The organism is Nocardioides pakistanensis (assembly GCF_054781215.1).
The window spans coordinates 64,704-77,040 of sequence record NZ_BAAGUV010000004.1 but is presented as its reverse complement, the minus strand read 5'-3'; the positions used below and the strand labels follow the sequence as shown (position 1 = coordinate 77,040).

General features: G+C 72.4%; 9 protein-coding genes. 8 read left to right on the top strand and 1 reads right to left on the bottom strand.

Features of this window, described 5'->3' with window-relative positions; genetic code table 11:
• Positions 1 to 69 precede the first annotated feature (69 nt).
• The 3 genes from ACYVIH_RS01785 (at position 70) to ACYVIH_RS01775 (ending at position 3,246) form a co-directional block, all read left to right on the top strand.
• On the top strand, positions 70 to 681 hold the full coding sequence (locus ACYVIH_RS01785; protein WP_460865285.1) for a PadR family transcriptional regulator: 612 nt from the start codon (positions 70 to 72) through the stop codon (positions 679 to 681).
• Between the two features lie 17 nt (positions 682 to 698).
• Positions 699 to 1,790, top strand: a complete 1,092-nt coding sequence (locus ACYVIH_RS01780) for an inositol-3-phosphate synthase (protein ID WP_460865283.1) — start codon at positions 699 to 701, stop codon at positions 1,788 to 1,790.
• A gap of 160 nt (positions 1,791 to 1,950) precedes the next feature.
• Positions 1,951 to 3,246 (top strand): MFS transporter, encoded by a 1,296-nt coding sequence (locus tag ACYVIH_RS01775; protein WP_460865280.1) that lies wholly within the window; start codon positions 1,951 to 1,953, stop codon positions 3,244 to 3,246.
• A gap of 22 nt (positions 3,247 to 3,268) precedes the next feature.
• On the opposite strand, the gene ACYVIH_RS01770 is transcribed toward ACYVIH_RS01775, so the two are convergent.
• Positions 3,269 to 4,699, bottom strand: coding sequence for a CCA tRNA nucleotidyltransferase (locus ACYVIH_RS01770; protein WP_460865278.1), 1,431 nt, complete (start codon positions 4,697 to 4,699; stop codon positions 3,269 to 3,271).
• Between the two features lie 142 nt (positions 4,700 to 4,841).
• Between ACYVIH_RS01770 and ACYVIH_RS01765 the strand changes: the two genes are divergently transcribed.
• From ACYVIH_RS01765 to ACYVIH_RS01745, 5 genes are all read left to right on the top strand, one after another.
• The gene (locus ACYVIH_RS01765) at positions 4,842 to 7,079 is read left to right on the top strand and encodes a DUF6049 family protein (RefSeq protein WP_460865731.1); all 2,238 of its coding nucleotides are present in this window, start codon (positions 4,842 to 4,844) and stop codon (positions 7,077 to 7,079) included.
• Positions 7,076 to 8,737, top strand: a complete 1,662-nt coding sequence (gene murJ / locus ACYVIH_RS01760; RefSeq protein ID WP_460865276.1) for a murein biosynthesis integral membrane protein MurJ — start codon at positions 7,076 to 7,078, stop codon at positions 8,735 to 8,737. Before ACYVIH_RS01765 ends, murJ begins: the two co-directional genes overlap by 4 nt.
• A 62-nt stretch (positions 8,738 to 8,799) precedes the next feature.
• Positions 8,800 to 10,698, top strand: coding sequence for a protein kinase family protein (locus ACYVIH_RS01755; RefSeq protein WP_460865274.1), 1,899 nt, complete (start codon positions 8,800 to 8,802; stop codon positions 10,696 to 10,698).
• A gap of 2 nt (positions 10,699 to 10,700) precedes the next feature.
• On the top strand, positions 10,701 to 11,432 hold the full coding sequence (gene sigM, locus ACYVIH_RS01750; protein WP_460865272.1) for an RNA polymerase sigma factor SigM: 732 nt from the start codon (positions 10,701 to 10,703) through the stop codon (positions 11,430 to 11,432).
• Complete coding sequence (locus ACYVIH_RS01745) at positions 11,429 to 12,235, top strand: hypothetical protein (protein ID WP_460865270.1); 807 nt, start codon at positions 11,429 to 11,431, stop codon at positions 12,233 to 12,235. The genes sigM and ACYVIH_RS01745 overlap by 4 nt, the downstream gene beginning before the upstream one ends.
• Positions 12,236 to 12,337: the final 102 nt, after the last annotated feature.

Sequence of the window (12,337 nt, the reverse complement as noted above, 5' to 3'; positions counted from 1 at the left end):
GCAGGCGCGATATATCGGTACGATAGATTCTTCCGCTAGTGATCCAGGAGCGGGAAGAAGGTTGGGACAGTGGCGCGGCGCGGTGACACCCTCGAGCTGGCGGTTCTGGGACTGCTGCACGAGTCGCCGATGCACGGCTACGAGCTGCGCAAGCGGCTCAACACGGTCCTCGGCTGGGGCCGGGTGCTGTCCTACGGCTCGCTCTACCCGGCGCTGAAGCGGATGCTCAAGGCCGGGTGGATCGCCGAGCAGGCGTCTCCGGAGACGGCTGCCGGTACGGCGGTCGGCGGCTCGGTCGGGGGCAGCCGTCGACAGCGGATCGTCTACGAGCTCACCGAGGCCGGCGACGTCCGGTTCAACGAGCTGATGGCCCAGGCCGGACCCTCGGCCTGGGAGGACGACAACTTCGGTGTGCGGTTCGCCTTCTTCAGCCGCACCGACATGGAGATCCGGCTACGGATCCTTGAAGGCCGCCGGACCCGGCTCGAGGAGCGCCTCGAGCGGGTGCAGGGCCAGCTGGCCAGGACCCAGAAGGAGATGGACCGCTACGCAACCGAGCTCCAGCGACACGGGGTGGAGTCGGTCGAGCGGGAGGTCCGGTGGCTCTCGGACATGATCGCCGCGGAGCGAACCCGGGACCAGAAACGGCCCCTGGACAACCAACCGACAGAAAACGCATAGGTAGTGAGGAGAGCCCGATGGGTTCGGTACGTGTAGCAATCGTGGGAGTGGGCAACTGCGCGACCTCCCTCATCCAGGGCGTGGAGTACTACAAGGACGCTGACCCCAACGGCACCGTCCCCGGGCTCATGCACGTCCAGTTCGGCGACTACCACGTCCGCGACGTCGAGTTCGTCGCCGCGTTCGACGTCGACGACAAGAAGGTCGGCAAGGACCTCGCGGAGGCGATCAACGCCTCGGAGAACAACACGATCAAGATCTGCGACGTGCCGACGCTCGGCGTCGAGGTGCAGCGCGGCCCCACGCTCGACGGGCTCGGCAAGTACTACCGCGAGACGATCGAGGAGTCCGGCGCGGAGCCGGTCGACGTGGTCGCCGCGCTCAAGGCCGCCGAGGTCGACGTACTCGTCTCCTACCTGCCGGTGGGCTCGGAGGAGGCCGACAAGTTCTACGCCCAGTGCGCGATCGACGCCGGCGTGGCCTTCGTCAACGCGCTGCCGGTGTTCATCGCCTCCGACCCGGTGTGGGCCAAGAAGTTCGAGGACGCGGGCGTCCCGATCGTCGGTGACGACATCAAGTCCCAGGTCGGCGCGACCATCACCCACCGCGTGATGGCCAAGCTGTTCGAGGACCGCGGCGTGGCGCTGGACCGGACCTACCAGCTCAACGTCGGCGGCAACATGGACTTCAAGAACATGCTCGAGCGCGAGCGGCTGGAGTCGAAGAAGGTCTCCAAGACCCAGGCGGTCACCTCGAACCTGCACGGCTCGCTCGCGGGCAAGGTCGACGACCGCAACGTGCACATCGGCCCGTCGGACTACGTCGCCTGGCTCGACGACCGCAAGTGGGCCTACGTCCGGCTCGAGGGCCGCGCGTTCGGTGACGTCCCGCTGAACCTGGAGTACAAGCTCGAGGTGTGGGACTCCCCCAACAGCGCCGGCATCATCATCGACGCGCTCCGGGCCGCGAAGATCGCCAAGGACCGGGGCGTCGGCGGCCCGATCCTGTCCGCCTCGTCGTACCTGATGAAGTCGCCGCCGGTGCAGCGCCCCGACGAGGAGGGTCGCGCCAGCGTCGAGGCGTTCATCCGCGGCGAGGTCGAGCGCTGACCCGCAGCCACGACTGACAGGGAGGGGGTCCGACGCAGCTTCGGACCCCCTCCTTCCGTGTAACGCGGGGTTATGGACGCTCTACACGGGGCATATCGCTCAGGATGCGTCCATAGCGCCGGCGAAGACGACGCCGGCGAGCCGAGAGGAGCCGAGAGACGTGACCGCATGGCGGCACCTGGCCCACCTCCTGCGCGGGAAGTGGTTCCGCCGGCTGTTCGCGGTGCGGGTCACCAGCCAGCTCGGCGACGGCGTCTTCCAGGTCGCGCTCGCCTCCTACGTGATCTTCTCCCCCGAGCAGGCCCCCTCCCCGGCCGCGATCGCCGGCGCGCTCGCGGTGGTGCTGCTCCCGTTCAGCGTGCTCGGCCCGTTCGTCGGGGTCTTCCTCGACCGCTGGTCGCGCCGCCAGGTGCTGGTGTGGTCCAACGCCGTGCGGGTCGTGCTCGTGTCGGTCATCGCCGTCGGCGTCGCCCTCGAGCTCGGCACCGTGCTGCTGGTGCTGATCCTGGCCGCGCTGTCGGTCAACCGCTTCCTGCTCGCCGGCCTGTCCGCCTCGCTGCCCCACGTCGTTGACCCGCCCGACCTGATCATGGCCAACGCGGTCACCCCGACCAGCGGCACGCTCGCCTCGCTGGCCGGCGTGGCCGTCGGTACGACGGGCAGGGTGCTGTTCGAGGGCAGCGGCGGCCTCGACCCCGATGTCGTGGTGCTCGTCACCGCCGCGGTGATCTACACCGTCGCGGTGCTGCTCGCACTGCGCATCCCCCGACCGCTGCTCGGCCCCACGTTCGACCCCGCCCGCCCCGGCGTCCGCGAGGCCGCCCGGCACGTCGCGCGGGGCCTCGTGGACGGGCTCGCGCACCTCGGTCACCGGCGCACGGCCGCACACGGGCTGGCCACGATCGGCGCGCACCGGTTCTTCTTCGGCATCTCGACGGTGATGCTGATCCTGCTGCACCGCAACTACTTCAACGCCCCGGACCAGGTCGACGCCGCCTTCAACGGGCTCGCCGTCGCGGTGCTGGTCAGCGGGGCGGGGTTCATCAGCGCCGCGTTCATCACCCCGTTCGTGACCGAGCGCATCACGCTGCGGGCGTGGATCATCACGCTGCTGCTGGCGGCGGCGTTCACGCAGATCGTGCCGGGCGCGTTCTTCACCGAGAGCGCGCTGCTCGTGTCGGCGTTCTTCCTCGGGGTCGCCTCGCAGGGCATCAAGATCTGTGTCGACACGCTCGTGCAGGCCGGTGTCGACGACGCGTTCCGCGGGCGGATCTTCTCCCTCTACGACGTGATCTTCAACGTCGCCTTCGTCGCGGCGGCTGCGGTGGCGGCCGTCGTACTCCCCACCACCGGTCGCTCGCACGCCGTGCTGGTGGTGATCGCGCTGGGCTACGTCGGCACGGCGCTGGTCTACGCACGCCAGTCGGGGCGGCACGCCCGCGAGGTGCGGCGCTGACCCACGTGAGCGGAGCGGCTCGTCAGCCGCGCGCGGCCCACCACTCGCGCAGCGCGGCGGTGGCCTCCTCCTCGCTCATCGGGCCCCGGTCCAGGCGCAGCTCGAGGAGGTACTTGTAGGCCTCGCCGACCTCCCGGCCGGGACCGATACCCAGGATCGTCATGATCTGGTTGCCGTCGAGGTCGGGCCGCAGCGAGGCGAGCTCCTCCTCCTCGGCGAGGCGGCTGATCCGCTCCTCGAGATGGTCGTAGGCGCGGCGCAGCCGCTCGGCCTTGCGCTTGTTGCGGGTGGTGGAGTCGGCCCTGGTCAGGATGTGCAGCCGCTCGAGCTCGTCCCCCGCGTCACGCACGTAGCGCCGGACGGCCGAGTCGGTCCACTCGCCGGAGCCGTAGCCGTGAAACCTCAGGTGCAGCTCGACGAGCTTGCTCACCGCGGCGATCTCGTCGTTGGAGAACCGCAGGGCACGCATCCGCTTCCGGGTGATCTTGGCGCCCACCACGTCGTGGTGGTGGAAGGTCACGGTGCCGTCGCCGAGGAACCGGCGGGTGCGCGGCTTGCCGACGTCGTGCATCAGCGCGGCGAAGCGCGCGATGAAGTCCGGAGCGGGCGGGTCCTCCGAGCTCAGCCGGTGCTCGAGGTCGATGGTCTGCTCGAGGACGGTCAGCGTGTGCTCGTAGACGTCCTTGTGCCGGTGGTGCTCGTCGCGCTCCAGCGCGAGCGCGGGCAGCTCGGGCAGGACGTGGTCGGCCAGTCCGGTCTCGACCATCAGCGTGAGCCCGAGGCGGGGGTACGGCGCACACACCAGCTTCACCAGCTCGTCGCGCACCCGCTCGGCGGAGACGATCTCGATCCGGCCGGCCATCGCCGTCATCGCCTCGACGACCTCGGGGGCGACGGTGAACCCGAGCTGGGCGGCGAACCGCGCGGCGCGCATCATCCGCAGCGGGTCGTCGGAGAACGAGTCCTCCGGGCGACCCGGGGTGCGGAGCACCTGGTGGGCCAGGTCGACCAGACCGCCGTACGGGTCCTGGAACTCTCGCCCGGGCAGGGAGACCGCCATCGCGTTGACCGTGAAGTCCCGCCTGCCGAGGTCCCCCTCCAGGGAGTCGCCGAAGTCGACCTCGGGCTTGCGAGAGTCGGGGTCGTACTTCTCCGACCGGTAGGTGGTGATCTCGACCTGCCAGTCGCCGTGCCGGCAGCCGATCGTGCCGAAGGCGCGGCCCATGTCCCAGGTCGCGTCCGCCCAGCCCTTGACCAGCCGCTCGGTCACCTCAGGCCGGGCCGAGGTCGCGAAGTCGAGGTCGTTGTGCAGCCGTCCCAGCAGCGCGTCGCGGACCGGTCCACCGACCAGCGCGATCTGCTCACCTGCGGCCGCGAACCGGGCGCCCAGCTCGTCGATCACGGGCGCGATCCGGATCATCTCGCGCACCGCGGTCTCCTGGACCTCGCTCATGCGGACGGGAGGTCGCTCGGACGCTCGGGCTGCGGCCCCGGCAGGGCTTGTCGGGGGCGCCTTCGGCTGTTCGGACACGGGAGACCACTCTAGTTGCACCCGTGCCAGGCGCCGATCCACGCCCGTTAGCATCGACCGCGTGATGCCACCCGCCGATGCACGTCCGCCCAGGCGTGTGCCGGCGGTCCTGCGGCGCGGTCTGCACGCGGTCGCTGCGGCCGCGCTCGTGGTCACCGCACTGGCGGTGCCCGCGACACCGGCGGTCGCCCACCCGGCCGGCCGGCCCGGGGCCGCCGAGGACGGGGAGGGCGGCGACCGTCCACCGCTGAGCGTGACCATCGACACGATGACCCCCGCGGCGGTGCCCAGGCGGGGCCGGATCACGCTGACCGGGCGGATCACCAACGACTCCGAGGAGACCTGGACCGACCTCGACGTCTACCTGTTCGCCTCCACGACGCCGATGACCACCTCGGCCGAGCTCGAGGAGGCGACCGCGACCGGGGAGACCGCCGACGTCGGCGGCCGGCTGACCGGCCCCGGGCAGTACGACGAGGTGGACGACCTCGAACCCGGCGAGACCACCGACTACCGGATCTCGCTCCCCCGCGCGGACCTGGGGCTCGAGGCCCCCGGGGTGTACTGGATCGGCGTCCACGTCCTCGGGACCACCGCCGAGGGGCGGCTCGAGGGGGCCGACGGCCGGGCCCGCACGTTCATCACGTCGATGGCGCCCCGGGGCCCCCGGGCGACCCTCTCGCTGGTCCTGCCGCTACGAGCGCCGGTCCGCCGTACGACCGAGGGCCGACTCGACAACGTCGACCTCTGGACCGACCGGTTCGCCGACGACGGCCGGCTCCGCCGGCTGCTCGACCTGGCCCGCACCGGCTCCGACGTGCCCGTCACCTGGCTGGTCGACCCCGCCGTGCTGGAGGCCGCACGGTCGCTCGGCGAGGGCAACCCCGACTTCGACCTCACCACCAGCGCTGCCGGGCCGGACGGCGAGACCCCGGGCGGCGTGGTGACCGAGAGCCCGGGCCAGAGCGAGGGCGCCACGCCCGACGGCCCCGACGACCCGGAGGAGGAGCTGACCCGGATCAGCCCCGAGGCCGCCGCTGCCGCGACCTGGCTGGAGGACTTCACCGAGCTGGCCACCGAGCACACCGTGCTCCACGTTCCCTACGCAGACGTCGACGCGGCGAGCCTGCTGCGCAGCGGTTTCGACGAGACGTTCGCGGCCGCCACCGAGCTCGGCGAGCGTGCGATGGCCGACCTGGGCGTGGAGTCCGAGCCCGTCGTGGCGCCGCTCGACGGGCTGCTGCCCAACGCCGCGCTCGAGCATCTCGACGCCGACACCGACCTGCTGCTCTCCCAGCGCGCGGCCCCCCGCACGGACGCCGGCGTGGTGCAGGTCGAGGGGGACACCGAGGCCGTGCTCACCAGCGAGGCGGCACGGGTGGGCGGGCCCGCCCCGACCGCTCCCTTCGCCGCGCTCGCGCTGCGCCAACGGATCCTGGCCGAGGCCGCGGTGCACGCGCTGAGCGGTCCGGCCGGGCAGCCGCTGGTCGTGTCCCTCCCCGAGCTGTGGGACCCCGGGGTGGACTGGCCCGTGGCGGACTTCTTCGGCGGCCTGGAGGCGCCGTGGCTCAGCCTCGTCGACGTCCCGTTCGCCCGGGCGACCAGCACCCCGGAGCCCTACGACGGCCAGCTGTTCTACTCCCGGGCGAGCCGACGCGCGGAGATCCCGGACGCGAACGTGCTGGCCACCCAGGACCTGACCACCGCCGGCTCCCTGCTCGGTGACCTGCTTACCGGCGAGGACTCGATCTCCGAGCAGGTCGGCCGGGCGGCGCTGGCCGCCTCCTCGGTCCATGCCCGCCGGCAGCCACGACGCGCCGTCCTCCGCACCCGCCGGATCGCCGGTGAGGTCCGCGGACGGCTGCAGCAGGTGACCATCGAGGGCTCCCCGCTGGTGACCATGTCCAGCGAGACCGGCAACTTCTCGGTCACGGTGGTCAACGGGCTCGCCGAGCCGGTCACCGTCGGGATCAAGGCGCAGACCGGTTCCGAGGACCTCGTCATCCGGGCGCCCGACCTGGTCTCGCTCGGCGCCGGCCAGCGGGCCTCCGTGCGGCTGGCCGTGACCGCCACCGACACCGGCGTGCACTCGGTGCGGCTGCTGCCCACCACCCGCGACGGCCGGGAGCTGGGCCACTCCACCACGGTGAAGGTCCGCAGCAGCCAGGTCGGGCTCGTGATCTGGCTGGTGATGGGGGTCGGCGGGATCGTCTTCGTCGCCGCGATCGTCGTACGCATCTGGCGGCGGGTGCGCGACAGCCGACGGGGCCCGGAGACCGAACCCGGGAGCGGCACCGCATGAGCCAGAACTCCGGCGGGGACGAGGAGCGGCGCAGCATCCTGTCCTCCAGCGCGGTGATGGCAGCCGGCACCGTCGTCTCCCGGGGCAGCGGCTTCATGCGGAGCGCCCTGCTCGCCGCCGCGCTCGGCGCCTACCTCCACGCCGACGTGTTCAACATCGCCAACACGGTGCCGAACATGCTCTACATCCTGCTCGCGGGAGGGGTGTTCAACACCGTCCTGGTGCCGCAGCTCGTGCGCGCGATGAAGAACGACGCGGACGGCGGCGAGGCCTACACCAACCGGATCGTCACCCTCGCCGGGCTGTTCCTGCTCGGGGTGACCGTGCTCCTCGTCGCCACGGCCCCGTGGCTGATGCAGATCTTCCTCTCCGACGCCTGGGACCAGCCCGACCGGGCCGAGCAGCGGCAGTCGGTGATCGACTTCGCCCGGTACTGCCTGCCGCAGGTGTTCTTCTACGGGATGTTCGTCCTCGTCGGGCAGATCCTGAACGCCCGCGGCCGGTTCGGGCCGATGATGTGGGCGCCGATCGCCAACAACGTGATCTCGGTGCTGGTGCTCGTGGTCTACCTGCTGGTCTTCGGCCCCGCCGAGGACCTGTACGGCGGCTACACCACCGAGCAGGAGCTGCTGCTCGGCATCGGCTCCACGATCGGCATCGCCGTGCAGCTGCTGGTGCTGCTGCCCTACCTGAAGAAGGCCGGCTTCACCTTCCGCCCCCGGTTCGACTTCCGTGGCACCGGCCTGGGCCACACCCTGCGGCTGGGCACCTGGACGGTGCTGTTCGTGATCGTCAACCAGATCGCCTACACCGTCGTGGTCCGGATCGCGTCGAGCGGCAGCGCCGAGGGCAACACCGGCTACACGATCTACTCCCAGTCGTTCCTGCTGATCATGGTGCCGCACGCCGTGGTCACGGTGTCCCTGGCGACCGCGATCCTGCCCCGGCTGTCCGCGCACGCCGCCGACGACGACCTCGCCGGGGTGGCCCGCGGCCTGGCCTCCACGCTGCGCACGACGCTCGCCCTGATCATCCCGTTCGCGCTGCTGCTGCCGCTGATCGCACGTGACGTCGCGAACGTGGTGTACGGCTGGCTCGCCGCGTCGGAGGCGTACGTCGACTACGCCCGCCCGCTGGCGCTGTTCGGCATCGGGCTGGTCTTCTTCACCGTCCACTTCCTGATGCTGCGCGGGTACTACTCCCTGGAGCGCACGCGGACGGTGTTCTGGGTGCAGTGCGTGATCGCCGCGACCAACATCGTGCTGGCCGTCGTACTCACCCGCACCGCCGCCCAGGCCGACGTCGCCTCCGGGCTCGTGCTCGCCTACACCGGTGCCTACGCGGTCGGCGCCGCAGTCTCCTACGGCCTGCTCCGGTACCTGCTCGGCGGCCTGGAGACGCCCACGCTGGTGCGTTTCCTGAGCAGGCTGCTGCTCGCTGCCGCGGTCGCCTCGGCGCTCGCCTGGGCGCTGCGCGAAGGGCTCGCGTCCGTGTGGCCGGTCGACGACAGCAAGACCCGGTCGCTGACGATGCTCGGGCTGCTGACCGGCGTGGACGTGCTCGTCTTCGTGCTGCTGGCCAGAGCGCTGCGGATCCAGGAGGTCACCGGTGTCCTCGGACTGGTCACGTCCCGGCTCGGGCGGGGTCGCGCGGCCTAGCATGTAGGTTGCCTAGGAAGGGCACAGCCCAGGCACCGCAGACGCACGCAGCGAGGAGGGACGTGACCGACAAGCCCATCGGGCGTGGGACCGTCCTCGCAGGGCGGTTCCGTCTCGAGGACCTGGTCCAGGACACCGACGGCGCTCGGTTCTGGCGTGCCGTCGACCAGATCCTGGCCCGCAGCGTCGCGGTGAACGTGATCGACACCGCGGACCCGCGCGCCGACGCCCTGCTCGTGGCCGCGCGCACCTCCGCGACGGTCACCGAGGGTCATTTCCTCCGCGTGCTCGACGCCGCCCAGGAGGACGGGGTCGTCTACGTCGTGCACGAGTGGGGCTCGGGCATGTCGCTGGACAAGATCCTCGCCGAGGAGCCGCTCACCCCACGGCGTGCCGCCTGGCTGGTCAAGGAGGTCGCCGACGCGATCACCGTCGCCCACCAGCACGGCATCGCGCACGGCCGGCTGGTGCCGGAGAACGTGATGGTCACCGAGGCCGGCTCGGTGAAGCTGATCGGGTTCGTGGTCGACGCCGTGCTCCATGGCCGGCGGCAAGCCGGTCCCGGCGGCCGGGTGCTCAGCGACCACGAGTCTGACGTGCACAACCTCGCCGCCCTGCTGTACGCCACCCTGGTCGGCAAGTGGCCCGGAGAGCAGACCTGCAACCTGCCACCCGCGCCGACGGACCACGAGCGGATCCTGCGACCGCGACAGGTGCGGGCCGGGGTGCCGCGGGCGCTGGACGCGATCTGCGACCAGGTGCTCAACCCCGGGCAGGGACCCGGCTCGCTCGAGACGGCGCAGGAGATCAGCGCGGCGCTCAGCGACTTCATCGGTGACGCGGTGGTCCCGATGGCCGGCCACGAGCCGACCGTCGCCCTCCCGCGCGACGCCGCTGCCGGCCTCCGTGCCCGGCCGACGCCCGAGGCGTCCCCACACCCCTCACCCGAGGAGACCTCTCCCGACACCCGCCCCGGGACAGCGCCCGGTGGCCGATCCGGAGCAGCCGGAGCGGGCAGGCACGCGGCCCCCTCCGCCGACCCCGAGGCGACCCAGGCGGTTCCCCTCGCCGGCGCCGAGGAGCTCGACGCCACCCAGGCCGCCGGCCCGTTCTTCGACGACGACGAGCCGACCCGCCGAGTGGCGCCACCGCCGCCGCCTCCACTGCCCGAGCCCGAGGAGAGGCCGCTGTTCGCGCCCGGCCCACCGCGGGCCGCGACCGAGAGCCCGGCGCCTGCTGCCACCGGCGCAGGCGCACGAGCGATCGGCCACTCCCACCACGGCACCGGGTCGCTGCCGCCGGTCTGGGGTCCCGACACCGAGGGGCGCGACGAGACCGACTGGGCCTCGCGCGACAGCAGCCGCGACTGGCTCAAGCTGGCCGCGGCCGTGGCCGTGATCCTGCTGCTGGTGGTGGCGATCATCTTCGCCTTCAACCTCGGCCGGGACTCCGGAGGCACGGACACCGCCCCCGGCCCGGAGGAGTCGCCCTCCCAGGCACCGGCCGGCCCGCTGCGGATCGCCGCCGTCAGCGACCTCGACCCGCTCCCGGACGGCAACGGCGAGGAGAACCCCGAGCTCGCCGCGCTCGCGATCGACGGCGACCCCGGCACCGCGTGGCAGACCATGGAGTACTACCGCAACCCCCAGTTCGGCAACCTCAAGGAGGGCGTCGGGCTCGTGGTCGACCTCGGCGACGAGCAGGAGGTCGGCTCGGTGCAGGTCACCACGCAGGGCGGACCCACCGGACTGCAGGTGTACGCCGCGCCGCAGGGCACCGGCGCCCCGACCGACGTCGCCGGCCTCGAACGGGTCGCCTCGGACGGCGGCGCCGACGGTCGCACGGACCTGGAGCTGCGGGATCCGGTCACCACGCGGTACCTCGTGGTCTGGCTGACCTCCCTGCCGCCCGAGGGCGGCAACTTCCGGGGCAAGATCGCCGAGATCGTCGTGAGGCCCTGACCGTGACGCAGCCGCCGGCGGACGACCCGCCGGTCCCCGACGACCGCAGCCTGCTCAGCGCCCACGTGGCCGGTGACCCCGACGCGTTCGGGACCCTCTTCCGGCGCCACCGCGACCGGCTGTGGGCGGTGGCGCTGCGGACGACAGGAGACCCGGAGTCGGCCGCGGACGCGCTCCAGGACGCGATGGTCTCCGCGTTCCGCCGTGCCGAGTCCTACCGCGGGGACGCCGCGGTCACCACCTGGCTGCACCGCATCGTCGTCAACTCCTGTCTCGACCGGATCCGCCGGGAGAAGGTTCGGGCAGCCGGACCGCTGCCCGACGACCTGGAGGAGTACGCCGGCCGCGGTGCTGTCTCGACGAGCACCGCGAACCCGGGCACCGGGGAGGTCGGTGATCCCGCCGACGTGGTGCTCGCCGGTGAGCGGCGACAGGCGGTGGCCGCCGCCCTGGCCGTCCTGCCGGTAGACATGCGGGTCGCGCTGGTCCTGGTCGACATGCAGGGCTACCCCGTCGAGGAGGCCGCTCTGATCCTGGACTGCGCGCCGGGCACGGTGAAGAGCCGCTGCTCGCGAGGTCGGCGCCGGCTGGCGCCCCTGCTGGCCGGGCTGCTGGGCGAGACGGCCGGGGAGGCGTCGAGCAGACCCCCTGCCACGACCGGTCCCGCCGGGGAACCACAGGAGCAGCCGGCACGTCCAAGCAGCAGAGCTCGGGGAGGAGGTGAGCAGCGATGACCGGACGTGACGACACTCCGGAGGAGACCGGCGTCTCCCCGGAGACCGAGCGGCAGGTGCGTGCCCTGCTCGCCGAGTCTGCGGACGCGGCGCCGACGCCGCCCGACGTCGCGGCGCGGCTCGACGATGCCCTCGCCGGACTGGTGGCCGAGCGCGAGAGGCCACACGCCGACGGTGCCGTGGTGGGTGCCACCGAGCTCGGCTCCCGACGCGCCCGGTCGTGGCCGCGCCTGCTGGTCGCCGCCGCGGCGGTCTCGGTGCTCGGCCTGGGCATCGGCAACCTGGACGACCTCACCGGAGCCGGTACCGGGGACGCCGCCTCCACGGAGTCGGCCGCGGGAGGCGCCGCCGAGGACCGGGTCGTGCCCGAGGCGGGCGTACTGTCCGAGAAGGAGGCGCCCGAGTCCGGTCCGCAGCCGGAGACCCTCTCGAGCGAGGCCGCCCCCGGCCGCCGGGAGGGCGATCCCGCGACCGGCACCGCCGAGGAGCGCGTGCAGGCCGATCCGTACCCCTCCCTGGCCACCGCCCCCCGGCTGAGCACCAGCTCGGCGACGCTCGACGTCCAGCGGATCGAGGACTTCGCGCTCGCCGTCCCGGTCGGCGACGCCCCCGGGGCCTGGGCCCGGATGTGCGTGCAGCCGGCCGCAGGGCCGGGCGACGAGTGGCTGCCGGTGCGCCTCGACGGCGAGCCGGGGGCCCTGGTGCTGAGGGCGCCGGTCGGTGGCCGCCGTACCGCGGAGATCTTCACCTGCGAGGATGCCGAGAGCCCCGCACTGTCCACGGAGGTCCTGGCGGCCCGGTGACCATCACCGCCGGTACCCCCGGGGGTGTCGGGAATGTCTGCGGCCTAGGATCGGTTGAGTCCGGCGGAACGACACGAAACCCTCACCACACAGGAGCACGAG